The following is a 25575-nucleotide window of genomic DNA, read 5'->3' as shown; positions in this document are numbered from 1 at the left end:
TGAAGCGTTTCCTGCAATCAAGCAACAATAGGGAGCGATAGACGGTGGCAAAGAAGTCCAAGGCGACGATAGCAGATGTTGCCCGCCTGGCGGGCGTGTCGACGGCGACCGCCGGCCGCGTCCTGGGTCGCTACGGCTACACGAGGGAAGAAACGCGCGAGCAGGTCCTTCATGCGGCCCGCAAGCTCGGCTATCGCACCAACGCGCTCGCGCGCGGCCTCATTACGGGCAAGACGCGCACCATCGGCGTGGTTGCCGGCGACATCCAGAATCCGTTCTACGCTTCGATCCTGCGCGGCATCTCCGACGTTGTGGAAAGTCGCGATTTCGGACTGCTGATCGTCAACTCCGACGAAAATCTCGACAAGGAGATCCGCGCGGTCAACCTGCTGATGGAAAAACAAGTGGACGGCCTGATCGTCTCGCCTTGCGACACACGCAATTCGCGCCATCTGCGCGACCTTCAGGCAGCCGGCCTGCCGCTCGTTCTGCTGGACCGCAGCGTTGCGGGACTGGAAGTCGATCGGGTCGCCATCGACAACATCGCAGCTTCCGAACGCGCCGTATCCGCCCTGATTTCCGCCGGTCACCGCCGTATCGGCTTGGTCGGCGAAATGATGGAGTACCAGGAAGGGGGGCTCGATGCCTTCCTGCAGCGCGGCCTCGCAGGTGAAGTTTTGTCCACCGACACGCTCTATCCGAGCTGGCAGCGTTTGCTCGGATATCTGCGCGCACACCGGCAGGCGGGGTTGGAGATCGACGCGTCGTTGGTCCGGCGCGTGGGCGCATATTCGGCTGGGGCCGCACAGGCTGTCGCGCGTGAGCTGCTCGATCGCTCCGACCGGCCCTCTGCGGTGTTCGCCACGGACGGCACCATGTCGGAGGGCGTCATGGGAGCAATCTCCGCCGCCGATCTCTCCGTCCCGAGAGAAGTCTCGCTCGTCTGTTTCGACGATCTGGAATGGATGAGCTTTCTTTCGCCGGGCATTTCCACAATGGCCCAACCGCGCCTCTCAATGGGCGAGACGGCGGCAACCATGCTTCTGGAACGCATCGAGGGGAGGCAAGAACCGGCACGCGCAGTCATGATGCGGGCGGACTTTATCCAGCGCGGATCGATTGCCAGGATTTCATAATGGGTCGATTACGCACCGATTGCCTCAGCACGCATTCAGAGCCCCCTCAGCAAAGTGGGCCGACCGGGAGCTGACGTGTGGCTTCGCCGTTGCGTTCCGCACCGCAAAATAACGGCTACCGGGTTGCAAACCGGGCCTGCAAGCCGTTTTGTCGATGCTATGCAATCGACCCCCGAGACTGAACTACGATGAAATTCAGCAGGCGCATGCTGCCCAACATTGAGAGGCTGCAGGCGTTCGAGTGCGCGGCGCGCCACCAGAGCGTGACGCTCGCCGCACAGGAGCTCAACCTCACGCAAAGTGCGGTCAGCCGGCAAATCCAGGAGCTGGAAAGCCAGCTCGGGGTCGTCCTGTTCAACCGCGTGCGCCGGCGCATCGAGCTTTCGGCCGCGGGTCGCAAATTCCGTCCGCAGGCACTGCGATTGCTTCAACAGGCCGAGGAACTGGTGATCCAGACGGTGACGGCGGCTAACGCGACGTCGATTTTCAGCATCGCCGTATTGCCGACCTTCGGCTCTCGCTGGCTGATACCGCGCCTATCGAGTTTCCTGGCGTTGCATCCGGGCATCTCGCTCAACCTCGCGACCCGCGATAGTACGGTCGATCTAGCCGAGCATGCGCTGGATGCGGCGATCCACTATGGAAAGCCGATCTGGACGAAGGCGACATGCCGATACCTCTTCAACGAGGTGGTTGTGCCGGTGGCTAGCCGGACATCATGACCCAGCGCCATAAGACCCGAGCCCAGTGGCGTTCAGACGCGCATCACTCGATGCCGATGACGTATGACGGCAATTCCTTAAAGTATTCAAATACATCGCGCCGACTCTTGCTGCTGACGACGACCGCGCCGACACTGTTGGTCCTTTGGACCTGAAATACTTGCCTGGGGATATGCAGACTAATTTGTGGTTATGATTACCATGATCGGAGCCCACCACACCAAGTCAGAGCACCGCAACGATGACGAGAGTAAGATCGGCGTTGGTGAAGCGTGCACACTTGCCCGCCGGTCTCCGGTCTCGCGTCGCACTTTCTCAATAGCCGAATCGATCCTGATAGCTGGAATTCTGCTCACAGATCTTTGCTACGAAATCATCTGCACCAGACGGCAATTGCCGCTCGACTAGTTCAGGAGAGGTATGACGCTCCACTTCGTAGCCACGACCAAAATCTTCTAGATTAGCAAATTCATCCCCGTCCATCGGCCAATCGAGCCAAGTCTCAATTGCCCGCTTTTCGGAGGCCGACCGTGAGACGTCCTCATAGCGCACGACTCTCAGCGCATCGACAAGCTTAATCTCACAGAGTTTGAGCAATGATTGCGCATTCTCAGCGACATAAAGTTCTACCCACCGGCGGTTTTCTTCCTCCTTCTTGCCCTGCCGGTGATTCTTTTCCAATAGGCTGAGCGAGACCTGTCTCAAGTCGCGAACTAGAACAATCATGTTGCGAGGATTGATCGTAGTGATGGTAGGTATATGAAAATCTGCTCTCACACCTTTCGCACCCCAGCGCTCAAGCTCATTCAACTTTGGAGCGAGGAAGCTACGATAGCGCTCCAAAAACGCCGCACGCGTACGCATCGGAGCCGGCAAGTGCCAATGTTGGACATCGATGGGCCAGCCGAATTCTGCCGCCCTGTCCCTGATAAATCGGTTGAAGAGGCCATTCACAAACCACGGCTCCACCATCACCCAGCGTTTCGGCGGCGTCGTCAGTAGATTTGCGAGATAGGTACTGCCCGACCGCCCCATCGCCGCGATATATAGGTGGGCATCGAACAGGCGATCATCCTCACTCGAGAGATATCCTGTACCGTCGACCGCAGCGCTCATTACATTTCGATCCTGAGAGGCAACCTATGAAATGGAGGCCCAATAGCACAGACCTTCTGCGGCGCCAATGTGAGCAGGCTTCTGAATGAGCCGCCGATTGCAGATAGCAGACTTGAGACCGCAAATCTCGAGCCGGGCGCGCTTCGCTGTTAGTTAGGTCCTTGGCGCGTATTAGCTGTCGGTCATCTTGACATCGGTTTGCGATCAGCCTTCATGTTTCCATATGACCAAAGAACAATACGACAGCCTTCGCCGCCTGATCGTCGACCTCAAGTTTGAGGTGGCCGAGCTGAGGCTTCTTATTCGACAGGTTGTCGCTGCAGGGGCGCAAGACCGTGGCGCAGATGCTACAGCGTACCTTGAGACGATTGCGCAGATCGATGTTCCCGATGACCTCAAGAAGTTCTTGCCAGATTAGAGATGCGAATTTATCCCAGTCCGAAAACTGGTTGAAAATCGACGAAAATCTTCCTTCTCTAAAGGGTCGACTTGCGAGACTTGTACCCCGCGCTATTGGTCATATTGGCCTGCCCCTATCGGGTGGTCCGGTTTCAGTCTTAGTGCATGATCGGCTTTCCGGCTATCGCTTGGGCAGATGATGGAGTCGATCCGCGTGGCATCGCAGGTATAACGATTGCCTGCGGTGCTGGCGGTTTGTATCCGAGTGATGAGTGCGGCCGCTCCGTCGAGTGATGAGTGCGGCCGCTCCGTATTGTAGTAGCGCCGCCACGCCTCGATGATGACCTTCGCCTCGGCGAGGCTGTAGAAGATCTCGCCATTGAGCAGTTCGTCACGCAGCTTCGAGTTGAAGCTCTCGCAGTAGCCATTTTCCCAAGGGCTGCCTGGCTCGATGAAGGCAGTCCTGGCCCCGACCGCAACGATCCACTCCCGCACGGCCTTGGCTATGAACTCCGGTCCGTTGTCCGATCGAACATGGCCCGGCACACCGCGCAGGATGAACAGGTCCGACAGAACGTCGATGACGTCGGTCGAATTGAGCTTGCGATCGATGCGGATCGCCAAGCATTCCCGGGTGAACTCATCGATGATGTTGAGCATGCGGAACTTCCTGCCATTGTGCGTCCGGTCCTCGACGAAGTCATAGGACCAGACATGGTTGGGATGCTCGGGTCGAAGCCGGATACACGATCCGTCATTCAGCCAGAGACGGCCTTTCTTCGGTTGCTTCTGGGGAACCTTCAGCCCCTCCCGCCGCCAGATGCGCTCGACACGCTTGGCATTCACCGTCCAACCCTCGGACCGCAGCATCGCCGTGATCCTGCGATAGCCGTAGCGGCCGTAGCGTGAGGCCAGGCGAATAATGTCAGCCGTCAACGCCTCTTCATCCGACCTGCCTTCCGGCTTCTTGCGCTGGGTCGAACGGTGCTGGCCGAGAGCCTTGCAGGCAAAGCGCTCCGAGACACAGAACTTCGCCATGACATGATCGACGCAACGGCGACGGCGGGCGGGGCTCAGAAGTTTCCCGCAGCAGCCTCTTTCAGGATCAGCTTCTCGAGCGTCAGGTCCGACACCGCCTTGCGCAGCCGGTCGTTCTCTTTCTCAAGCTCTTTCAGGCGCTTCACCTGGTCGCCCTTCAGGCCACCAAACTCCTTGCGCCACCGATAATACGAGAACTGCGTCACACCTATTGAGCGAACCGCTTCACCAACCGATCGACCTTGCGACAACAAGACATCGACCTGGCGCAGTTTCGCGACAATCTCTTCGGGCTTGTGCTTCTTCTGGGGCATTCCAACGTCCTCTCTAAAGGCTCAATAGCCTACTTCAGGGAGGACCACTTTTCAGGGGGCAGACCAATATGTATGATCGAACAACATCGTCACGCGCAATGCACTGAAGTGTGCTCCCAAAGTCGGTATCCTCCGGTCTAGCCAGCGTTTCGAATCCAGAGCTAGCGCAATGGCATATTTAGCGTCCCCAAGAGCGGCCGAACGAGTGGAGTTCTGGTTGAGACGTGACCACAGATAGGCTAGGAAGATGGAGATCGCTTGGCATTGGTCGCACGGTTTGCACGGATCCGCTCGAGTCTGCTTATTTCCTCTTTCATGTCGCGTATTTTTGGATCGTTTTTGATCGTTTCAATCTTTGATATCCAATGCAAGCTGGACGTTCGCTGCGTTTGAACACTTTTGCTCTCTTGATCGGTTTCGCGACCCATAAGGGTGCCTTTCCTCGAACATTTAACTGATGAAGGGTTGCGCGCTCTTTCGGAGCTCAGTGTTCAGCATGCCAGCTTCCCTATCGTCAACCCGCATCCCCAGGAAGACGTGGACGCTTCTATCCTCAACAGCCGCAACAACTGCCGCACACGTCACACGCCCCACGTGTCAATCGCCCAGTTCAAAATTGAGAATCAATGCTTCCAGTATGAAGTCGATGTCACGACCGCCGTGTTCTTCTAAAACTGATTGACGAAGGAACACAATGACCGGTAAGCGCAAGGAGATTTACCCTCCATGCTCCATCCGGCTGGGTGATGGCCTTGGATCGACGCAGATCGACCCCATGGGACGCCACCATAATTCCGCATAGGATTGGGTTCGTTTGCAGACATTGCACGGTGACTTGCCCTTGCTAAAATTACAATCGACCTCCGATCGGTCAAAGGTAAGCAGGACCGAAAACACTCGTCACGTAAAACGGTATCGCCCCGAAATTGCCGGTTTGAGGGCAATCGCCGTTCTGGCGGTGGTCATCTACCATGCGGGCGTGCAGCAGCTTGCAGGCGGTTTTGCGGGCGTCGATGTATTTTTCGTCATATCCGGATTTCTCATCACCTCGATCATCGTACGCGACCTAGAGGTTGGCCGATTTTCCTTTGCCGAGTTCTACGCCCGCCGCGCAAAGCGGCTCTTCCCAGCGGCTATGACTACGGTGTTTGTCACAGTCGCTTTTGGCTGGGTGATGCTCGGACCAGGGCAGTATATCAAGCTCGCCGAGAGTTCGATCGCCGCGCTTTTTTTCGTCTCGAATTTCTACTTCATGGTGAATACCGGCTATTTCGATCAGTCGGCGGAAGTCCTTCCCCTGCTTCATATGTGGTCGCTCGGCGTCGAGGAACAATTTTACATCATCGTACCGCTGGTACTCTTCTTCGCTTTTCGCCGCTTTGGGAGACTCGGCATCTTATCGGCGGTCGTAACGACTACGCTCGCCACGTTCCTGCTATCCGCTTCGATCAGTGCGACCTATCCAAAGTTTGCTTTCTTCATGCTAGCCACGCGCGCATGGGAACTGGGGCTGGGTGGAATGATCGCCCTTTCCCCGCGCCTCAGCGCACATCGAAGCGCAACAGGAAACATTTTATCCATCTCGGGACTGACGCTCGTTTTCCTAGGAATCTTCACCATTACGACGGACGTGCCTTACCCCGGTGTCTGGGCCGTGCTCCCGACCCTCGGGACAGCACTCGTCATCTACGGGACGACCACTGAGGGCAATCTCATCGCCCGCGTGTTGTCCGCAAAGCCGCTCGAGTGGGTCGGTAGGATTTCATACTCCTGCTATCTCTGGCACTGGCCACTCATAGTCTACTATCGCATCTACATCTCAGAGCGGATGTTCGAGCCTCTGGAAGTCGCAGCGCTTGTCGCAGGCTCGCTTGCTCTAGGATGGATTTCGTGGCGGTTTATAGAAGAAACGTTTAGGCACTCGACCTCGCAGCCTTGGGCCGCAATCGGACGTCCAGTCGCGGCTATGACTGTGGTCGCCGCAATCTGCTTGGTGCTTGTCTGGAAAGATGGGTTCCCGATGCGCGAAAACCCGGCGGCTGCCGGTCTAACGGATCTGGATACGATGTGGGAGTTCGACTGCGTCGATACCATCGCGATGCCCGGCGCGGGAGACTCATGTGTTGTTGGTGTAAAATGGGATGAAGCAGCCAGGAAAGGGGTACTGTGGGGCGACAGTCATGCTGATCATTTTGCCCCGATTGTAGATCTGTGGGCTCGGGAAATGAAAATAGCTATTGTAGTCGGTCCGCGGTCCTGCCCCGCATTCCTAAATGGCACGTCAAGCTATGTTCATAGGGGCGACCGGCCGAATTACTCGGAGATATGCGGCAACAAGCAAAGACTTACTGTTGAGTGGCTTTCTGACCATCCAGAAGTCAATCTAATTATTATGGCAGCGGCTTGGTCAGGTTATATAGATACGCTGTCGCCGTCGTCATCAATACCCCCCCTAGCACGGGCCGACGCGGGTTCGGTTATGGAGTCGAGCCTGATAGAGCTGCTTAATAAAATCGACACGCCATCTAGGGACGTGCTGCTAATCGGTGACGTACCCCGGCCAAGAGTAAACTTGAATGTGTGTGCTGCTCTAGAAGCTTCATCGCTTTGGCGCTACGGCTGTGCGATAGACCACAAATCACTTGAGGCTAATGCAACGCGAGAATTCCAACGAGTAACGAACCAAGCTCTCGTTAATGCCGCGAGTGATGATCGAAAAGTAAACGTGCTGATACCTACCGATTCGATGTGCGGGAACGTTTCCTGCAGCACTATATGGAATGGGGAATTCATCTACCGCGATAACAATCACATTCGCAGAAACCTAAAGCCGTCAACAATTGAGTTAATTGGTAGGACTATCGGCATTGAAGAATATTTCCAGCGGCTGTCTCCATGAAGGCCGGTGGCGACGCTGGATCCTTGACCGACAGCCGCCTCACTTCATTACTCGCTGACAAATGGGGTGATGTGGGAAAATTGGTTGCGGTTTTCTCCCTGATCCTGGGGGGCTTCATCACAGCCGCCGCGATCTTCATGCCTCAGCAGGCGTACATGGTGACCGCCGAGCACTTCAAGATCGCCGATGGTCCTTGGCGAAAAGCATTCAAGACCGACTACATCAGAAACAACGCCCTAATGCTCTACAGGGGCAACAGTGGGTCACTAGAAGTTCCGCTGAAGAGCGACTTCGTGCCCGCAGCCGTAGAAATTTCCTATTACGCCTTCGAGAATGGGACCGCGGAATTGACGCTGCGAAGTGGTGGACAGGAGATCGGACACGCGTCGATCACCACCTCATCATTAGGCAAGCAAGCAATAGGTCGATTTACGCTCGACGGGCAAATTATTGTCGAAGACAAGGCACTCACTCTGAGCGTATCGGACACGACCTTCCGCTACTTCTCGGTAGACCATGTCGCGTTTCAGAGCTCGCAATCGCCAATACGCATTGGGTTCTTGCTCCAGTCTGCGGCCGCCTGCCTGCTCTTGTGCGCGGCACTTGCGGTCGCGCAACGGTTTACCATTAGAACGTCGGTCTCCACGAAGCATAGTTGGGAATTCATCGACCAGTTGCGAGGCGTGGCCGTATTGCTCGTCCTCGTTCTTCACACACTCGGCGGCAGCGGGCTGCCGGGCTTCGATTCTTGGCCGTACCTACGCAAATTCATCTACAACGGCCACTATGGCGTCGAACTCTTCTATGTGGTCAGCGCTTTCACACTGACGCTTAGCCTCCTGCACGCACGCGCGGCAGAAACGTATAGTTACCGGCCTTTTCTCCACAACCGCTTCACGCGAATCGTGCCGAGTTTTGCAGCGGTCTTCATTCTTGCGATGCTGTTTCGCCCGATGATCGTCGACGCGGCGAAACCGCTGACGACCGCAATGGTGGCCGACAACTTGATGCTTGCACACATCTTCCATCCCGCTTCACGTCTGCTGCCTCTCAATCATAGCGTCTGGTGGTCCATAGCCACTGAATTCCAGTTCTATATCTTCCTGCCGCTGCTGGTGATGTCGCTGGCTTTCCTGGCACGCCGCATTAGTCCTGCCCTTCTTTGGCTATCCTTCCTTGCAGCAGCCATCGGATTGTCGATTTACGTCGAGACTGGCTGGCCAAAGGTGCTGTCATGGTCGCGGTTGTCGGCCTTCTATCATTTTGACGCCTTTGCAGCGGGCATCGCTGCCGCCTTTTCATTCCATGCTTGGTGGATGGCCGGAAAGGTGCCGACAGCGAAATACGTCCGATGGTTCTGGCTTGCAGGCGCCGGATTGCTCGTCATCGCTTTATCAGGCTTCCCCGGTGGCATTCAGGACATCTGGTCGAACGACTTTGTGACGCAGAACCGGCTAGAGAGGCTGCAGGTGCTGGGGGCGATTGTCTTGCTGATCTGCTACATATATTTCGCAAAGGAAGGTGAGACCACGCCCTCCCTACTCGGCACGGTGGGGACGCTGTCCTTTATCATCTACCTAGTTCATGTTCCTGCACTGCGCATCGCACGCGACCTGCTCGCGCCCTACTATATGGGCGTGGAGGAACTTTATTATCTCTATCTTCTTGCAGTCGGCTTGGCGCTTTCCATCGTAATCGCGCTTGTGCTTCATCGCGTGGTGGAGGTCCCGGCGGCACGTCTAATGAAGGGACGAAAATCGGGGCCACTTCTGGCGGTTTCCACAGGCTATGCTGTCGCCTTCGTGTCACTCTCGCTCTACCGGTCGCTGTTCTGAGCAATCTCATGGCGGAAGGCCAAACCATATCCACCCCGGTATCGGCTTTACGGCCGGCCCATCCGGTGCCAAGCATAGTTGCGATACACTCTACGTGACGTTAGACGGCTCCAAAATACCTACGAACGCCAAGTCATGACATCTGCAGATCGCAAAACCCAGCTCACCGCAGCGGGCCTGAAACTGGGGGGTACACGTATCCCGGCAGCTCCGTTCATCTTCGAAGCACCTGCAATGCTCGGTGAGGTCGAATGCGCTCACACCGTGGTGATGGGGCGCCACTCCTACATGAACAGCGGGCTCGTCCGAAGCGCGACGGAAATCGGTCGCTATTGCTCCATCGGTCGCGACGTCACCATTGGAACGGGCACTCACGACCACACTCTGCTTTCGACGAGCCCGGCCCTCGCCGCTCCGGACCGCAACGTTGTAAAATATGCCGACGCGGTACGGCGGAAGAGGGTCGTTATAGAACATGACGTCTGGATCGGGGATCGAGCCATTATAATGACCGGCGTGACTGTGGGGACCGGCGCGATAATAGCAGCGGGTGCCATCGTTACGAAAGATGTGACGCCATATTCAATCGTCGGCGGCATACCGGCAGCGCCCATCAGAGAACGCTTTCCAGCCGATCTGGTGGAGCCTCTGCTAAAGTCTCGGTGGTGGGAGGTGCCCCAGCGCCTGCTTCTGGATTTGCCTTTCACCGATGTGCCGGCTTTCTGTGAGGCAATCGTTGGATATGATGGGCCACGTGAAACCTTTCCGCATAAGCCGACGAGAATCTAAGGGTGCCCCCCTTTCCAACACGAACTTACCGGGGCCCCACGCCCCCCGCCGGAGACCACATTGAATCAAGAGTTCAACGCACATCGCTTCTGGGAAACTCGCCATGTGGAATTGCAGGGCGACCATCGCAATGTCGGCAATCGCGGCCTGACCTCTGAGCAGAATCTGGTCCTCATCGCCTCCAAAGCGGCCTTGGTTTCCCATCGACTTGGCGCTCTCGGAATAAAGCCCCCCGCGCGCGTATTGGATGCGGGGTGCGGCGCCGGCGTTTTCACATCCATGCTTGCGCCGATAGGCTACGATCTCTTCGGCAGCGACGTTTCTCCGACTGCAATCGAAACCGCAAAGCAAACCGGCTGCGGCGAGTTTGTCGTCTCTTCCCTCGCGGAAGTCGGCTTCGCGCACAAATTCGATGCCGTGCTCTGTCTGGACGTTCTATTTCACCTAGTGGACGACTTAGAATGGGCAGCTTCGGTTCGCGCGCTGTTCGAAGCAACTCTACCGGGCGGCGTTTTTGTCATCATCGAGCATTTCCCGGGAAAGGGCGCGGCGCAGGCGACCCATTGCAGGTGGCGCAGCGTCGAAGACTATACCGTGGCTCTGCCGCAGGCCGACTGGATCGAGATTTCCAACTTCCATTATCCCCACGAGCGGAAGCAGAAGGCGCTGCTGATCGCGCGCCGGACGGGTTAACGCAAACTGGCGCGGGACGACCGGTTTTGCGAGACGCGCTCGGAGCTATTTGGTTCAAGCAAAGGCTTGGCAGACCACCGGGTTGCGTAATAGAACCCCACCCGAGCAAGGTGACCGAGGAGCCGTTTCGGCTAAAGCGGCCATAAGGCCCGCATCTTCCAGACAGCAACTGAGTGAACGCAGGCATGAATCACACCGTCAGTGTACCGAATCTGGAAACAATTAGCTTCGCCCATGACCACGTCGACATTTCCATGTCGGGCGTGAAGGGCGAATATATATTCGACTACATAAACAAGACGCAAAACTTCTACGAGCTTGATGTTCTGAGCCTGATAGCCAGAATCCCTCTGCCAGAGGGCATATTCGTTGATGCCGGCGCAAACATCGGCAATCATACGGTCTTCTTCTCGAAGGTACTTAAGAGAAAGACCTATTCCTTCGAGGTCAGCCCAGATATAAGGAATATACTTTCGGAGAATTGCGCCTCGAACAACCTCGATGCGCTTGTGACGATATTCGGATTTGGTCTTTACTCGCGAGACACGAGCGCAGTTTTACACCACGATATCGACAACCTCGGAAAGACCCGGGTCGACCACATCGGCGATGCAGGCGTGCCTCTGCGCACGCTCGACTCATTGGTGTCCTCGGACGAAAACATCGCGCTGATCAAGATCGACGTCGAAGGCGCAGAACTCGACGTTCTCGCCGGCGCACGCTGTACGATCGAGAGATGCCAACCCGTGTGTATCGTTGAAGTCCACGGCGCAAACGCGGCAAGCCAAACGTCTGCGTTCTTCACCCAAATCGGCTACGTGCCCGCCGGCATCGCGGGCAACAGCGACAACTGGATCATGGCGCCCCAAAAGGCTGCCGAGATTATCGGCCGATATGTTGATGTCGGCTTGCGGCGGCACAATACGCGCGAACTATCTTCACTCAGAGCCCTGGTTTCTCGCGGGAACGCGATCCACGACACCACTCAGGGCCGGGCGGATGCGCGCGCGGACAAACTGCTCGGCAGCTTAGAGGCAGTCGCATCCCAAGTCGGTCAATTGGATAGCGGCTTGACTGAGACGCAAGCTAGCATCGCCAACGCAATTGGCAGCGGGCATAAGGAACTTTCCGACAAGCTGCAGGGTATTCAAAAGGGTATCGCCGGACGTATTACCGACGCCGAGAAAAATCTATCTGACAAGCTGCAATACGCCTTGCTTGGCCCGGACGGCATTGCGAAGCGGGTAGAAACCCTGACGAATGCCGCTATCGCGGCCAACCAACGCGAGCGTGTGGAAGTGGAGCGCCTGCGGAAGCTCAACTCGCAGCTTGGCTCCCGCTTTCGGCAGGACGCCGAGGCGCTAAGGAAGCAGATCGGCACAAAAGAGCGTGCGCTTGAGATCAAGGAAGCGCAGAGGCGAAAGCTGACAAGGGAAATCGACCAGGCAGAAAAGCGGATTCGGGCGCTGCAGGCTCAGGGACAGACGCTGGATCGGATGGTCGAGGCCTGGCGCGACCATGCGCGGGAGATGCATGGAACCAAGGGAGCGGCCGCCCAGCGTTTCGTTTTGCAGGCTGCGTCAAAGCTGGGCCTAAAAAAGCGCATGGCCGATTTTGCCTCGGTGGAGCGGGATATCGCAAGACGCGCCTCGATACAGGCCGCGATCCCCTCGCCAATTGTGAGCGCGGACGATCCGGGACCGCAGGAAGCGGTGAACGACACGGCTGAGGCTACCGTCGAGACGACCCCGGCGGCAAAACCCACAACGGCGCCGACAACACCACCCATTCAAGTCAATTTTCCCGAAGCAAAATCTTATCGCGCGCGGCCAGACGGGCGCGTGCGTGTAGGCATTGCCACCATCCCTTCAAGAGAAGTCGCGCTGGAGCAGACGATCGCATGCCTGCTTCCACAGGCCGACGAGATTTTCGTTGCTCTCAACGGGCATGAAACAGTTCCCGAATTTCTAAAGCATGAGAAGATAACGGTCGTGCTGCAGGAGAACATCGGCGACAAGGCCAAATTCCAGTTTCTTGATGGTTTTGACGGTTATTATTTCACTTGCGATGATGATATTATATACCCTGAATATTACATCGATTATTGCATTTATAAGATTGAAGAATATAAACGCTCATCTGTTGTAGGATGGCATGGGTCGATAATAGAGAAAAATTTTGAATTCTACTACGAGAGGAAATCGCGGAAAGTGTACACTTTCGGTTCTCGGCAAGCCGAGGATCGCTTCGTTCATATATTGGGCACTGGTATCTCGGCGTTCCATACCGACACCCTTCGCCCGAGCGCCGATTGGTTTCCCGCGCAAAGCCTCGCGGATATCTATTTCGCACTTGAGGCAAGGAAGCGGCACATCCCTCTGCTACAGATTGCCCACGACAGCAAACAAGCGGTAGCGATCGAAATCGAAGACGACGTCAGCATTTCCAGCGCGTCGATCGATCGTGTCGAGAGTTCGCTGAACGTTGGCGACAAGGCGACCGAGCTCGTCAAGGCATCGATGCCGTTCTTGCCCCCCAACTATTATTCGGATCTGGAGTATCGCCCCATTCGCGTGGCGCTTGTTGGTCGCACGTCACCTCAGCGCTGGCGGCAGGGTGGAATTCACAAATCCTGCGGCTTGATGGCGAAGCAGATCGAAAGGTTCGGGGGACATGTCACGCAGATCGAAATCGAGGATTCGCTTGAAGAAACCAAAACTATCTTGAAAGCTCCTTACGATGTCGCAATATTCTACACAGGCGATCAAATCGCGCAGGATTATTTTCCCGTCGAAGAGTTGATCGCGTCTGCGGTGGAAAGCGGAAAGATGGTCCTCGCGAACCTCTCCTACAACTTACGCCCCGATAGAACCAAGCAGATCGTCGAATTCATGGAGCGCGTCTCCTCGGAGCGGCTACACCTCATGGCGTTTTCTCCGGAAGTACGAAACGACAGAGGGCTCGGCAAATTTGCCGAGCAAGTGGTCGTTGTTCCCAAGACGATCGAACCCGCGCGCGTATCAGAAGCGACATTCGCCGATCGCAGCGGTGTCTTTATTGGCGACGTTGCAAAACTGGCAAATCCAGATTTAACCCCGGACGCATCGCAGTGGCTAGATACCGTAAGGCAGACGCTTCCCGGCGAACGGATCGTCGCGATCAACCAGTATCATGGCTCACGCCCCCTTCCTGACTTCTTGGAAGGTGTAGAAATAGTGCCGGCTGGCGATGTCTACGCCGTATTCGAAAAAATGCGGCTTTATGTCCATCTCCCAAGATTCTGCACTTTTGAAATGATGCCGGTAGAGGCAATGGCGTCTGGCCTGCCTGTTGCTCATATCGATATGCCGCAGTCACTTAATCATTACATTGGCCCATATGGTCTGCGCTTCAGTTCTGCCAGCGAGTTGCAATTCGCATTGAGGACGGTCTATCGCAAAGAGCAGATCTGGACCAGCTTGCGAGATGGCGGTATTCACCAGGGTGCCGCCCTGGTAGTTGACAGAACAAGCGGATGGCTCTCGACATCCCTGATGGATTTGGCAAGTAAAAATTCGCGGATAGAATGATTCTTCGTCGTATCACAGTATAACTAGCGCCGACTACCTCTATCTATCGGCAGTAGCATTTGCTGTCATATCGAATTCCATACCATAATGAACAACACTCATATCGGCAGTCCTAACTAGTATTCCTGGGGTCAATTGGCCCCATTCGGGGTTCGTTCTTCCATTATTGTAATCATCATCGGTAATCGATACGAGAACCTTTCCAGTAATACCGTCTGGCATCGCCACGTATTCACCGATTTTTATCTCTTTACCGTTTTGATATCGCATGACCGCCTCAATTTTCCCACTGTTACAACACGTGCTTCTCGAACTAAAATCGAAGCCCGCGCAGGGAAGCCAGCGTTTGTCAATATGGGTGGGGCATCAAATATGTCGCGCTAGCGAGCCCGGGAGAAGCGGTCCACGACCATTGGTGTGATCGCAACTGAGGACTGACCGGTCTATTAGATGTTGTTCGGGTCAGTAGCGGCACGGACAGCCTGGCTGGGATAGCCGCCGGTGTTGAGACTAGGGACCATCGCCCTACCGTCTTGGCCGACAGTATGACGCAGAAGACGAGCAGGGCGCAATTGAAGACGAGAAGCATGACGATCACGGCCGAGCTGCGTCAGAACTCGATACGCCGGCGACAGGGATGCTGAGAAAACCCGTCGACAGATTCTGGGCTATCCCGAAGGCGGGGCCGAAGAGAACGGCGAAGAGCAGTGCATAGAGCGTCACTGATGCGGTAGCTCGGCATCTCTCGAGGATGCCGAATCGGATGGAGAGTGTGCTCGTTCGGTGGCGTCGTCCTTTGCACTTGGCAGGTCGAGCGCCGCAAGCGCACAAGGCATCTTATCGAACTTGGTGGCCTCGTCTTCTAGGCGGGTATCGTCGATCTCACCAACGGCGATCCCGCCATGATCAATGGCACGCAGTAGTGGATGGCTGACAAGCTCTAAAGCGCGCACGCCCAACGGGCGCGCGGGCTGTGGGCTACAAAGGGCGTTCGCGGGGGAACGACCCAGATACTGGTACGACGGGCCACTTGTTGGCGGCGCGCATGGGTTGTACCCGCGGCATGTTCTTCTCCGCGGTCGGAGTGCTCGCCCGGTTCTGGGTCAGCTCTTCTTCGACGATCGCGCCAGACGCACACCAGGGCCTGCCCCGTTCTCCGGAATGAATTCGATACCGGCTCCTTGGAGGGAGAGCACAAGCGCCTGAACGATTGATGCAGACGCCGGCTTGGAGCCGCGCTCTATCTGCACGATCGTTCGCAAACTGACCTTCGATAAATTCGCTAGCTCTTGCTGTGAAATGTCGAGCAGCCCGCGGGCCGCGCGAATTTGTGCTGAAGTCACTTCCATTGCTATGTGTTGCCTCGTTGCACAATATGTGCAAATATGCTTTTTATAGGCATCGGCTGCTGATGGTGTCGTTACCACCGTCAGCAGCCTAACCACAACCAAGCTGTTAGGAGCTCGGATCATGGCTGATTCCGACAATACACGAGTCTGTGCCTTCGTCACACGTCGGCTAGCGCTATGCGGCGGTGCCGCCGCTGTGTGCGGGGTGTTCGGCAAAGCTGCACAGGCGCGCGGCTTTTCAACGCCGAATACGGCAACTGTTATCGACGATCCTGCCGTGTCCCTTTGGCGGGACTGGGCAGCGACACACGAACGGGTTCAGCGTCTCGGTCGGCGGCAGCAGGAGCTGGAAATCGAACTTGCCAAGCGCGTGAACTGTCTGGGAACACTGGTCAGTGTACCGGGAGGGGAGCCAGTCTATGTCTGCTCAACCCATGCGCTCGATCGATTGATCGGCGAGCGAACGGACATGGCCGCTATTCGTTTGCAGGCGGCAGCCGAGCTTGCTCAGCAGCAGGCCCGGTTTGAAGCAGTTGCTGACGAGATAGGCTACTTTTCGACCATGAAGGCAGAACAGCAGGCGTTCAATCGGGCCGAAGCTATTCTTGACGCAATGGCTGCAACACGGGCAGCCTCGCTTGCCGGTGTGGCCGGCAAGCTTGATGCGGTCGTGCGCTGGGGCGAGGCATGGGCTGAACATCCGTCGACGTTTCCCTGGCAGCAGATCCGCTCGGCGCATGTGGATCTGGTCGCACTCGAGCGACAGACGGCGCCGGACCAGTTCTTTCCGGGAGCTTGGCTGTGAAGGCGTCAGTCGGCTCGGCCCAACCAGGCGTGAAATGTTCTTCGGGCATTGGCGTTGTGTGCGTGTGGTTGCGCATTGAAGCACCCGTCATGAATGTGCGCGCAAGCGCGCCAGTGACGCGAATTTCACTTCCGGCACCGGAACCCCGGCGACGCCCTCCATCTTGTCCGCCCCCGCCCTGCATCGGCGGATAGGCTATCAGGTCAGGCAGGTTGGCCTGAAGCTTCTCGGCAAGGAAGCGAAGGCCAAAAAGGCCGGCCAGGGCATGTTGGTCTGGCAGCAGCTCTGGCCGGCTTTCGCCGCCCGTCAGCCGGTGGTTCGACACGATCGTGAACGCTGATCTTTCGGATCACCGGAACCCACCAGACCGACGCTTGTGTGGAAGCAGCCTGGTCGGCTTCATCGTTTCAAGCCGACACGTCGAAACCAGTCCGCACTCTCACTCTCAGCGGCGCGCACCTGCGAAAGACCGCGCTCCCTTATTTGGACGCGGCGATCCGGCTATATTACTGGAAATAGGAGAACGTCGTGGGCACCTCGCAGAAGCGCGCTATTCAGAACTATCGAACTCGCCTCAGAGAGCGCGGGCTGTCGCGCTTCGAGGTTCTCGGTCGGGACGCCGATCGCGAGCTTATCCGATCCTTGGCCCGTCGTCTGGCTGAAGACAGCTCGGACGCATCCCGCCTTCGCGCCACCGTCAGTCAGACCATCGCTGACGAGCCTGCGAAGAAGAGCGGCGTGTTGGCTGCGCTTCGTCGTTCTCCTCTGGTAGGGGCCGATCTTGACCTGAGCCGCGCTGATGGGAAGGCCGCACGGTCGACCTTTGATGCGCTATCTGCTCGACACCAACATCCTCAGCAATGTCATCAAGCCCGCGCCTTCGGAATCACTGTTGGCGTGGATGTCCGAAAGGGCCGATACGGAGCTGTTCATCGCGTCCCTGACCCTCGCCGAGATCCAGCGCGGCATCCTCGAAAAGTCTGCTGGCAAGAAACGCCGTGACCTGAGTCGTGGTTCTCGGGGCCGGAAGGTCCGCAAGCTCTCTTCAAGCATCGCATCCTCGTGTTTGACGAAGATGCCGGCCCCATCTGGGCGCGGCTGATGGCCGACGGCAAGGCGAGCGGTCGCCCGCGTAGCGCGCTGGATACGATCATCGCGGCAATTGGTGAGGCGAACGGATGCGTGGTGCGGACAATGAGAAGGATTTCTCGGGTGTCGAGATCATCAACCCCATGAGAGCTACAACGTAGGCGCTTTCTGAGTTTACATCTCAGAACCCGTTTCGCTCCAAGGGGCGTTGCGGGGGCTTCCCGCAGAAGGGGTCGGCCGAGACCTTGGCTCGGCCGTAAGGGAGAGCTTTCCCCCATTCTCCTCGTGCCGGGGTGCCGTCCGTATGAGATTGTGGCCTGCGCCTATGAGGTGGTCCGGTTTCAGTCTTTGTGCATGATCGGCTTTGCGGCCATTGCCCGGGCAGAGGTCAATGTTGATCCCCGGGGAGGTGCAGGCCAGACCGTCGCCTTTGGCGCCGGTGGCCTATAGCCAAGCGATGAGTGCGGGCGCTCGGAGTTATAGCAGGACCGCCATGCCTCGATGATGACCTTGGCTGTGGCGAGGCTGTAGAAGAACTCCCCGTTGAGTGGTTGGTCACGCAGCTTCGAGTTGAAGCTCTCGCAATGGCCGTTCTCCCGTGGCCTGCCGGCTTGCACCTTCGCTATTCTACAAGTTCCCATTTACGTCAGGCCTGGTGTTCTGATCCTCAGCTGAGGAGCCAGCCACCTGCACTGCCGAGGAAAGCGTCGCGCTCCTTTGCTGTCTCAGGAACGTCGACCTCCAAATTTCCGAGCAAAGTTCTGATGTTTGTAGCGATCAAGTCCGCAAACCTCTTCATGCCCCGCTTGTTGAGTTCATCCAGGTGGGCAGCGAGGGCAGATGCGATTTCATCGCTATATCGTACGCGGAGGCGACGCCGAGCTGGGGCGCTGTCGATTCCCATGTCGCGAAGAAACGCGTCGAAGTCTTGGATGGCGATTTCCCCAAGCCTTTGCGCAGAACCGATGCGAAACGCGAACTCGTCCGTCAGGCTGTCATCTAGCCGCGTCGGCAGGATATCGTAGCGAGGGGCGAGGCGGACACTTTGTCCCCGTTCAAACAGGAGTGCGAAGTTTTTCGCGTGCCCGTCTGTGTTGCCAATCAGCAGATCGAAAAGGGTGGCCCGAATGAACCTGTCCTTTTCGCCGGTCGGATCGGCGGTCGCCTCCAAGACTCTGCGGATGCCGGCAACATCGAACCGGCGGCCTTCTGTACCGCGTCGTTCATACTTCAATGATGCCGGCAAGCCGAGCGCCTGGGCGAAATCCTCCTGATGAATTCGAACGATTCTTCCCTCGCGATCCAAGCCGCGGTCGAAGCGTGTGACGAGCAGTGTGTCGATATTTGCTATAGGCATCGCAACGACATCGGCTGTTTCGAAGCCAAGTTTCTGCGAAAGGCTCATTGCCTCCGCCTCCAGCAGCGCATCCTGGAGATGCTCTTGGTCAGGAACCTTTAGGATATGTGTTGTTGGTGCGCCCGTACCGGGGTTGGGCTCAGCGAGCCGGCCGTCTGGCAGCAATGTCAGCGCTATCTTGCTTTGCACGCCTGCCAGGGGCGATGGATCTTCTGTGCCCTCCGGCAGACGCCGACGTTTGTGAAGTGAGGCAACGATCGCCTCTAGTCGCTCCGGCCGTATTGCTGTGTAATCGTGATCATAATCGCCCGGCACTTTCACCGGGGGAGCGCCCATTGGCAGAACTGACAAGGCTCCAGCACAGTCCTTTCCAATATGAAAGAGCAAGCCCGCTACGTCGTCGCGTGAAAGTCCCTCACGGGCCATAATGTCGGTGAGCGCTGAATCACGCTCCTGAAGAAGATTGTCGAAGAAGGGCCGGGCAATGACATCTTCGTAGGGCTCTGGACTAAGTGGCAAGGATAACGATAGCGGCGTAGCATCCGAATTGGACACATAGTCTTCCATGTAGGCAAACGCTACCGCTCCTCGGTCATCTCGGACGAGGACGCCAACAGGATCGTTGTAGCCGTCTAGGCGAACGTCAAGGGCAAGCGGCTCCATCTTAAGGCGGGTTCCGCGCAAATATCGATATGCCGGCGGCGCGCATAACTTTTAGAACCTTTCCCAGCTCGAGGGTCGCCTTGCCGTTCTCCAGTTCAGAGACGAACCGGCGTCCCACACCTGCCAGGTCGGCGAAGCTTTGCTGCGACTGATTTCGCCTTTCACGGGCTTTGCGGATTAAACGCCCCAAGTCTTCTGGCGTGTTTATCTCGATATTCGGCAACTCGCTGGTGGGAAGACTGGCCCTTGGCGCATTTTTTGGTCCGCTAACAATCCCCGTGCTTTCATGTTGCGGGCGCAAATATGAGTCCGTAAGCACTCGCGGCAAGGACGCCTGTATCATCCGGGACGTGTCCGGCAAATTGAGGGTCACCATGGGAGAGGTGAGACTCTTGCTCAGATCGTTCAAGGCGTCGTAGCGGGAGAACGCCTTCGCGAGGTTAGATGCTGTTTGATGAGCCTTGTTTATTCCGTTGTTTACAGGCAGCGCCGGAACGACTTTCTTTGGCGATCTAATTAGTGCGTTGATTGCAGGGCGTTGATTGGCCAAATTCTCGGCCGCTCCCACTTGTGCTGCCACACGTGCTAATTCAGCCGCGTTAAGCGCGGTCAGGGTGGGGTGAGATTTGGAGAACTTTGCCGGCATTCAATTGCTCCCGCACGGGAACATAGTTGAATTTGGAAGGATTTTCAAGTGCCGATGTTCCCGTTCGGGAACATTGGCGTGAAGTTGATACTGCACGGGAGCATAGAAGAGTAAGCCACGCGAACGTAGATGGTATGATCCCGCTCGGGAACCGCCCGAACGAGTGCGGACGATGTAGGACGAACCAAAAAAGCCGATTCGATCGAGTGATACTGCCTTTTCAATGGCTTAGCGACCGTAGAAAGAGACAGGTCAGTTGAATGGCGAGCACCTGCTCGGCCGCTTCTCAACTTCGATACCCGAAAGCCGCAGGTCAGGATGGCCGCTCTACGTCAGATCTCGGTTCTCTCAGCCGACAGAAGCGCGTCTTCCACATCGACGCCAAGATAGCGGACCGTGCTCTCGATCTCGGAGTAGCGAAGCAGGATCTGCATGGCGCGGGTTTCCTGTCGCCCGGTAGATCATCGACGCCTTCGTGCGCCTAAGCGAGTGCGTGCCATACTCCTCCGCACGCAGATCGATCGCCGTCACCCATTCATCGACCAGGCGCGCATACTGCCTCGTAGTAGAGAGCAAAACAGAAAAAGAAAATCTGGACAATTGCGGGAAAGGTACGTGCAGCCTGGCGCTGAAGCAGGCCAGGTTCTGTAGGCATTTCATTCATTGCGATAATGATCTCTCAACGGATCATTTACTTGACTCGCCGGGGGCATAACGATACCTTTGCGTACCATTCGCATTTGCAATGTAATGTATAGGTATCTCTATGCCTTCAGAATCGGCGGCACTGCTCGAAATCGGTCGCCTGCTCAAGCAGGCGCGACTTGCCGCGTCGCTGACGCAGGAACAGATAGCCGACATGGCCGGCATATCGCGGCCCCGCTATCGCGACATCGAAACTGGGACAGCCGCAGCCCGAGCGACCACTCTGATAAACATTGCCCGCGCTTTGGGCTTGGAGATGATGCTGATCCCGCAGTCCATGGTTCCGGCAGTTAACTCTTTGCTGCGACCGCACGACGATGACGATCTCCCCGCCTTTGTTACCCAGGCCGACGAGGACGATCATGATCGAGATGCTTAGGGCACCCAAGACCATCTCGTCCCTCGACGTGCTGTTGAAGGATTTGAAGGTCGGAACGATCGTTAGGACGCCGGGCGATTTCAACGCCTTCAACTTCGAAGAAGCCTACCGCGCGACCGGCGGGTTTCCAGTGCTCAGCCTTTCCTTCAGGGCAGCAGCCGGAGGATTGAGAAAGGATCCGAAGCCTATCGCTGGTGCCTTGCCCGCGTTTTTCGCGAACCTTCTTCCCGAAGAAAAACTGCGCGCGGCGATGGAAAAGCACCACGCCGGCAATGTGCGTCCAGGAAACGATTTTGACCTGCTGGCCGCTCTCGGTGCGGATCTTCCAGGCGCCGTAAGAGTCCTGCCAAGCGATGGCACCCCGTCAATTGTCGAGGATGCCGCAAAAAACAAACCAAAAGCCCGCTTCTCCCTTGCGGGCGTACAGATGAAGCTCTCGGTGATGAAAAACACTGGCAAGGGCGGCGGCTTGACCTTGCCGATGGGGGACGAGCAGGGCGAATACATCGCCAAATTCCCTTCGACGGCCTTCCCCGGCGTTTCGGAAAACGAGTTCGCCAATTTGGCGCTGGCTGCCGCAATCGGCATGGACGTGCCAAAGCGCGAACTTGTGGAGAAGTCGGAATTCGAGGGAATTCCTAAAGAATTCGACACGCTGTCGGACGGCAAGGTTTTGCTCATCAAGCGCTTTGACCGCGGCGGTGGCGAGCGCATCCATATCGAGGATTTTGCGCAGGTTTTCGGCGTCTACCCCGCTCGCAAGTACGAAGGGGCCGCATATCACGACATTGCCGCCGCCCTGAACGCGGCAATTTCTCCGATGGCTGCTCTCAAATTCGTAAGCCGCCTGGCACTGAGCGTCATTACCGGCAATGGTGACATGCACCTCAAAAACTGGTCGCTTATCTTTCCCGGCGATGGCGACAAGCCGGACCTTGCGCCAGTCTATGACGTCCTATCGACCGTGCCCTATATCCCTGCCGACGCGATGGCCCTCTCTCTCGGCGGCGAGCGATCTTTCAAGGCCCTCGCTGCACCGAGATGGAAAGCATTCGCCAACCGTGCTCGGCTGCCCGAGCCGGCGGTGTTAAAGACCGTGATGGAGACCGTCGAGCGCGTCAACGAGCACTGGTGGGGATTGCCGGAACGGACCGTGATACCGGAGAAGGTGCTCGAGCGGATCGATGACCATGTGAGAACGATGACGCCAATACTGATGACGTGCGCCGGACAAGAAACGCGTTAGCCAGCCCCAGACAGCAGCTTTGGGGCCGGAGACCGAACCCGCTCGCGCGGGAGGGCGCCTGGGGTTGAGGTAGAGGGCACAGGCCGGAGGTCGGGCCTCCACTGAGCGTCGCGGCAGCGGCAGAGCATGACGGGCTTCTTCAACAAGGAGCCTGACCAATGCCCCATCCCGATCTCGACGCGCCCGTCAGCCCGCTGCGCCAGCGGCTGATCGACGACATGAACATGCGGCGTTTCTCCCGCGAGACGCAGCGCAACTACCTCCGCGACATCGGACGCCTGGCGGCGTTCCTCGGGCGTTCACCTGACACGGCAACCGCCGACGACCTGCGCCGGTTCCAGATCGAGCAGCAGGAGGACGGCGTCCCGGTGCCGACGATGAACAGCATCGTGTCGGCGCTGCGCTTCCTCTTCATCCACACGCTCGACCGCCCGGACCTGGCGCGCAGGCTCGTCCGGCTCGCACATCGGCGCAACCTGCCCGTGGTGTTGAGCCGCGACGAGGTGGCCCGGCTGCTCACCGCCACGACTTGTCTCAAGCGGCAGGCTGCATTGTCGGTCGCCTATGGTGCGGGCCTGCGGGTCGCCGAGGTGTCGATGCTGATGGTCGCCGACCTCGACAGCGAGCACATGCTGCTGCGCGTTGAGCGCGGCAAGGGCGGGCGCTATCGCAATGCCATGCTCTCCGAGGATCTGCTGACGCTGCTGCGTGAGTGGTGGAAGGTCGGCAGCAGGGCGTGATGCACCGCGACGGTTGGCTGTTCCCGGGACAGCACGCGATGAAGCCGATCCGCACGCGACGGCTCTATCGCATCGTCGTCGAGGCGGCGCGGGCTGCCGACATCGCCAAGCGGGTCGGGCCGCACACGCTGCGCCACAGCTTCGCAACCCACCTTCTGGAGGACGGCATCGACATCCGGATCATCCAGGTCCTGCTGGGGCAGGCCAAGCTGAACACCACCGCCTTCTACGCCAAGGTCGCGACGCGGACGGTTCGCACGGTCACCAGTCCGCTCGACAAGCTCGGGCTGTTTAGACCGACGGAGATCTCGCCCGACGGCTGAACCGTGCGCGCCTCGATTGAGGTCGCCGACATCTTCCGTGCTGCCGGGCCTGCATACCGCGCCGCCCATGCCGGGCACCTGAGCCTCGTTCAGCTCAAGGTCATGTCGGCGATCGAGAACTGCCGCACCGCAGCGCTTGGCGGTCATGTTGAGGCCTGCGAGGATTGCGGCCAGTGGCGGATCGCCTACAACTCCTGCCGCAACCGGCACTGCCCGAAGTGCCATGGCGCGGCGGCGCGCACATGGCTTGCCGAGCGCGAGGCCGACCTGCTGCCGGTCGGCTACTTCCACGTCGTGTTCACCCTGCCAGCCGAGGTCGCCGACATCGCGCTCCAGAACAAGGCGCTCGTCTACGACCTGCTGTTCAAGGTGGCGTCGGAGACGATGCTGACGATCGCCGCCGATCCAAAACATCTCGGCGCGCGCATCGGCATCACCGCCGTGCTCCACACTTGGGGTTCGGCGATGACCCACCATCCGCACGTGCACATGATCGTGCCAGGCGGTGGCATCACACCGGACGGGAAGCGCTGGATCTCCTCGCGGCCGGCCTTCCTGCTTCCGGTGCGCGTGCTTGGCAAGCTGTTCCGACGGCTCTTCCTCACCAGGTTGCTCGTGCTGCACGAGGCCGGGCGACTTGCCTTCTTCGGCACCTTGGCGCACCTCATCGAGCGACGCGCATTCCTGCGCCACCTTGCTCCCGTCCGGACGAAGCGCTGGGTGGTCTACGCCAAGGCGCCCTTCGCCGGACCGGAGGCGGTGCTCGCCTACCTCTCGCGCTATACTCACCGGGTCGCGATATCGAACAGCCGCCTGATAGCGTTCAACGAGAGTGGCGTCACCTTCCGCTACAAGGATTACCGCCGCGACGGCACCGATCGCCAGCAGGTCATGACGCTTGGTCCCGACGAGTTCATTCGCCACTTCCTGCTCCATGTCCTGCCGCGCGGCTTCCACCGCATCCGACACGACGGCCTGCTCGCCGGCTCCGCCCGCAAGGCCAGCCTCGCGCTCGCCCGCGAACTCCTGGACGTAGCTGCGCCACCGGACCCCGATGATCCCGAAGAACGGGAGGACTTCCGCCCGCCGTGCCCGTGCTGCGGCGGACGCATGATCATCTCGAGGTGTGCGAACGCTGGAGACAGCCTCGCGGACCGCCCGATACGACCGCGACGAACCGGGAGACCGACCCATGACCCGACATGGCTTGGTCCCCGCATCAGCCGCAGACACCCCGCCGCCGGCAACGGACCCCCGCGCGTCTATCGTCAAAATCGCCGCCGACAGCGTCGCAACAATCCTCGTGCGGGATCGGCTGGACTGCGCGGAGGCACAACGAAGCCGCTCTCCCCATCCATCCCCACTCTTCCCAAACGCTGTCGCGCGATCGCCAACATCGGCCGCAAATCGAAATCCCCATAGCAGTCGACCGTGCCCCCGCGGGTTCCTTCCTCGGGGACTTTCGTACGCCTGCCGGCGCCCGAAACTCTTCACGTGAGCGGACCTTCCGGTTCTAGCGCAGAAACGGAGCAAGCCGACATACGGCACTCGATCCCTTCCCAGACGTTCACCAGTTTGCCGTTCGCCAGCGCTGAAGTGCGGCATAACGCAGGGCTTGGTTGGCGTTGTGTTGATATTTGGTGGTGGATGATATGGGTGCGTTTCCTGACATCGAGGTGTCAGCAGGGGTGACGTCGCAGGACGTGGTGTAGCTGGATAGCGCGGTGGTCATCGGCGCTTTCCGGTAGGGTCTGGCCGTCGAA

General features: G+C 58.0%; 17 protein-coding genes and 9 pseudogenes. 17 read left to right on the top strand and 9 right to left on the bottom strand.

What is annotated here, in order from left to right; genetic code table 11:
- Positions 1-44 precede the first annotated feature (44 nt).
- Both V1479_RS24385 and V1479_RS24380 read left to right on the top strand, forming a co-directional pair.
- Complete coding sequence (locus tag V1479_RS24385) at positions 45-1136, top strand: LacI family DNA-binding transcriptional regulator (protein ID WP_368805132.1); 1092 nt, start codon at positions 45-47, stop codon at positions 1134-1136.
- Between the two features lie 188 nt (positions 1137-1324).
- Positions 1325-1843: pseudogene (locus V1479_RS24380) on the top strand (LysR family transcriptional regulator); the annotation flags it as partial.
- 330 nt (positions 1844-2173) lie between these two features.
- On the opposite strand, the gene V1479_RS24375 reads toward V1479_RS24380, so the two are convergent.
- On the bottom strand, positions 2174-2974 hold the full coding sequence (locus V1479_RS24375; protein WP_368805131.1) for a hypothetical protein: 801 nt from the start codon (positions 2972-2974) through the stop codon (positions 2174-2176).
- Positions 2975-3197: 223 nt separating this feature from the next.
- On the opposite strand from V1479_RS24375, the gene V1479_RS24370 reads away from it, so the two are divergent.
- Complete coding sequence (locus V1479_RS24370; protein ID WP_368805130.1) at positions 3198-3392, top strand: hypothetical protein; 195 nt, start codon at positions 3198-3200, stop codon at positions 3390-3392.
- Positions 3393-3531: 139 nt separating this feature from the next.
- On the opposite strand, the pseudogene V1479_RS24365 reads toward V1479_RS24370, so the two are convergent.
- A pseudogene (locus V1479_RS24365) lies at positions 3532-4725 on the bottom strand (IS3 family transposase).
- Positions 4726-5539: 814 nt separating this feature from the next.
- On the opposite strand from V1479_RS24365, the gene V1479_RS24360 reads away from it, so the two are divergent.
- The 5 genes from V1479_RS24360 (at position 5540) to V1479_RS24340 (ending at position 14510) form a co-directional block, all read left to right on the top strand.
- Positions 5540-7624: an acyltransferase family protein gene (locus tag V1479_RS24360; RefSeq protein ID WP_368805129.1), complete on the top strand. Its 2085-nt coding sequence runs from the start codon at positions 5540-5542 to the stop codon at positions 7622-7624.
- Complete coding sequence (locus V1479_RS24355; RefSeq protein WP_368805128.1) at positions 7621-9459, top strand: acyltransferase family protein; 1839 nt, start codon at positions 7621-7623, stop codon at positions 9457-9459. The genes V1479_RS24360 and V1479_RS24355 overlap by 4 nt, the downstream gene beginning before the upstream one ends.
- Positions 9460-9594: 135 nt before the next feature.
- Positions 9595-10248: a CatB-related O-acetyltransferase gene (locus tag V1479_RS24350; RefSeq protein WP_368805127.1), complete on the top strand. Its 654-nt coding sequence runs from the start codon at positions 9595-9597 to the stop codon at positions 10246-10248.
- A 60-nt stretch (positions 10249-10308) separates the two neighbouring features.
- Positions 10309-10941, top strand: coding sequence for a class I SAM-dependent methyltransferase (locus V1479_RS24345; protein ID WP_368805126.1), 633 nt, complete (start codon positions 10309-10311; stop codon positions 10939-10941).
- Between the two features lie 185 nt (positions 10942-11126).
- Complete coding sequence (locus V1479_RS24340; protein WP_368805125.1) at positions 11127-14510, top strand: FkbM family methyltransferase; 3384 nt, start codon at positions 11127-11129, stop codon at positions 14508-14510.
- A gap of 39 nt (positions 14511-14549) precedes the next feature.
- Here the strand turns inward: V1479_RS24340 and V1479_RS24335 are convergent, their stop codons facing one another.
- Positions 14550-14780 carry a hypothetical protein gene (locus tag V1479_RS24335; protein WP_368805124.1) on the bottom strand — a complete coding sequence of 77 codons (231 nt, stop codon included), beginning with the start codon at positions 14778-14780 and terminating at the stop codon, positions 14550-14552.
- A 500-nt stretch (positions 14781-15280) separates the two neighbouring features.
- Here V1479_RS24335 and V1479_RS24330 point away from each other — a divergent pair.
- Positions 15281-15451 (top strand): annotated as a pseudogene (locus tag V1479_RS24330) (conjugal transfer protein TraD); the annotation flags it as partial.
- A 162-nt stretch (positions 15452-15613) separates the two neighbouring features.
- Here V1479_RS24330 and V1479_RS24325 read toward each other — a convergent pair.
- A complete protein-coding gene (locus tag V1479_RS24325; RefSeq protein WP_368805123.1) occupies positions 15614-15982 on the bottom strand; it encodes a helix-turn-helix domain-containing protein in 369 nt (122 codons plus the stop codon).
- Between V1479_RS24325 and V1479_RS24320 the strand changes: the two genes are divergently transcribed.
- The 4 genes and pseudogenes from V1479_RS24320 (at position 15981) to V1479_RS24305 (ending at position 17914) form a co-directional block, all read left to right on the top strand.
- Positions 15981-16664, top strand: a complete 684-nt coding sequence (locus V1479_RS24320; RefSeq protein WP_368805122.1) for a hypothetical protein — start codon at positions 15981-15983, stop codon at positions 16662-16664. The two genes, V1479_RS24325 and V1479_RS24320, sit on opposite strands and share 2 nt — an antisense overlap.
- A gap of 163 nt (positions 16665-16827) precedes the next feature.
- Positions 16828-17004 (top strand): hypothetical protein, encoded by a 177-nt coding sequence (locus tag V1479_RS24315; protein WP_368805121.1) that lies wholly within the window; start codon positions 16828-16830, stop codon positions 17002-17004.
- A 188-nt stretch (positions 17005-17192) separates the two neighbouring features.
- A pseudogene (locus tag V1479_RS24310) lies at positions 17193-17491 on the top strand (hypothetical protein).
- Positions 17491-17914 (top strand): annotated as a pseudogene (locus V1479_RS24305) (PIN domain-containing protein). The pseudogenes V1479_RS24310 and V1479_RS24305 overlap by 1 nt, the downstream one beginning before the upstream one ends.
- A 180-nt stretch (positions 17915-18094) precedes the next feature.
- Here V1479_RS24305 and V1479_RS24300 read toward each other — a convergent pair.
- The 4 genes and pseudogenes from V1479_RS24300 to V1479_RS24285 form a co-directional block, all read right to left on the bottom strand.
- Positions 18095-18370, bottom strand: a pseudogene (locus V1479_RS24300) (integrase core domain-containing protein); the annotation flags it as partial.
- A gap of 50 nt (positions 18371-18420) precedes the next feature.
- Positions 18421-19773 (bottom strand): HipA domain-containing protein, encoded by a 1353-nt coding sequence (locus V1479_RS24295; protein ID WP_368805120.1) that lies wholly within the window; start codon positions 19771-19773, stop codon positions 18421-18423.
- 1 nt (position 19774) lies between these two features.
- A complete protein-coding gene (locus tag V1479_RS24290; protein ID WP_368805119.1) occupies positions 19775-20419 on the bottom strand; it encodes a helix-turn-helix transcriptional regulator in 645 nt (214 codons plus the stop codon).
- Between the two features lie 332 nt (positions 20420-20751).
- A pseudogene (locus tag V1479_RS24285) lies at positions 20752-20986 on the bottom strand (site-specific integrase); the annotation flags it as partial.
- 199 nt (positions 20987-21185) lie between these two features.
- On the opposite strand from V1479_RS24285, the gene V1479_RS24280 reads away from it, so the two are divergent.
- The 4 genes and pseudogenes from V1479_RS24280 to V1479_RS24265 all read left to right on the top strand — a co-directional run bounded on the left by V1479_RS24280 (position 21186) and on the right by V1479_RS24265 (position 25008).
- Positions 21186-21503, top strand: coding sequence for a helix-turn-helix transcriptional regulator (locus tag V1479_RS24280; protein WP_173193855.1), 318 nt, complete (start codon positions 21186-21188; stop codon positions 21501-21503).
- A complete protein-coding gene (locus V1479_RS24275) occupies positions 21487-22749 on the top strand; it encodes a type II toxin-antitoxin system HipA family toxin (RefSeq protein ID WP_368805118.1) in 1263 nt (420 codons plus the stop codon). Before V1479_RS24280 ends, V1479_RS24275 begins: the two co-directional genes overlap by 17 nt.
- Positions 22750-22907: 158 nt before the next feature.
- Positions 22908-23812, top strand: a pseudogene (locus V1479_RS24270) (tyrosine-type recombinase/integrase).
- 3 nt (positions 23813-23815) lie between these two features.
- Positions 23816-25008, top strand: a pseudogene (locus V1479_RS24265) (IS91 family transposase).
- A gap of 371 nt (positions 25009-25379) precedes the next feature.
- On the opposite strand, the gene V1479_RS24260 reads toward V1479_RS24265, so the two are convergent.
- Positions 25380-25544: a hypothetical protein gene (locus V1479_RS24260; RefSeq protein ID WP_173193861.1), complete on the bottom strand. Its 165-nt coding sequence runs from the start codon at positions 25542-25544 to the stop codon at positions 25380-25382.
- Positions 25545-25575 lie beyond the last annotated feature (31 nt).

It is taken from the genome of Neoaquamicrobium sediminum (assembly GCF_040970315.1).
Lineage (GTDB): Bacteria > Pseudomonadota > Alphaproteobacteria > Rhizobiales > Rhizobiaceae > Aerobium > Aerobium sediminum.
This window is presented reverse-complemented; position numbering and strand designations above follow the sequence as displayed.

What these genes read in the sequence shown, in the direction of transcription:
- V1479_RS24375 (WP_368805131.1), bottom strand. Translation starts at nt 2,974, where the DNA reads ATGAGCGCTGCGGTCGACGGTACAGGATATCTCTCGAGTGAGGATGAT.
- V1479_RS24370 (WP_368805130.1), top strand. Translation starts at nt 3,198, where the DNA reads ATGACCAAAGAACAATACGACAGCCTTCGCCGCCTGATCGTCGACCTC.
- V1479_RS24355 (WP_368805128.1), top strand. Translation starts at nt 7,621, where the DNA reads ATGAAGGCCGGTGGCGACGCTGGATCCTTGACCGACAGCCGCCTCACT.
- V1479_RS24350 (WP_368805127.1), top strand. Translation starts at nt 9,595, where the DNA reads ATGACATCTGCAGATCGCAAAACCCAGCTCACCGCAGCGGGCCTGAAA.
- V1479_RS24340 (WP_368805125.1), top strand. Translation starts at nt 11,127, where the DNA reads ATGAATCACACCGTCAGTGTACCGAATCTGGAAACAATTAGCTTCGCC.
- V1479_RS24335 (WP_368805124.1), bottom strand. Translation starts at nt 14,780, where the DNA reads ATGCGATATCAAAACGGTAAAGAGATAAAAATCGGTGAATACGTGGCG.
- V1479_RS24320 (WP_368805122.1), top strand. Translation starts at nt 15,981, where the DNA reads ATGGCTGATTCCGACAATACACGAGTCTGTGCCTTCGTCACACGTCGG.
- V1479_RS24325 (WP_368805123.1), bottom strand. Translation starts at nt 15,982, where the DNA reads ATGATCCGAGCTCCTAACAGCTTGGTTGTGGTTAGGCTGCTGACGGTG.
- V1479_RS24295 (WP_368805120.1), bottom strand. Translation starts at nt 19,773, where the DNA reads ATGGAGCCGCTTGCCCTTGACGTTCGCCTAGACGGCTACAACGATCCT.
- V1479_RS24290 (WP_368805119.1), bottom strand. Translation starts at nt 20,419, where the DNA reads ATGCCGGCAAAGTTCTCCAAATCTCACCCCACCCTGACCGCGCTTAAC.
- V1479_RS24280 (WP_173193855.1), top strand. Translation starts at nt 21,186, where the DNA reads ATGCCTTCAGAATCGGCGGCACTGCTCGAAATCGGTCGCCTGCTCAAG.
- V1479_RS24275 (WP_368805118.1), top strand. Translation starts at nt 21,487, where the DNA reads ATGATCGAGATGCTTAGGGCACCCAAGACCATCTCGTCCCTCGACGTG.
- V1479_RS24260 (WP_173193861.1), bottom strand. Translation starts at nt 25,544, where the DNA reads ATGACCACCGCGCTATCCAGCTACACCACGTCCTGCGACGTCACCCCT.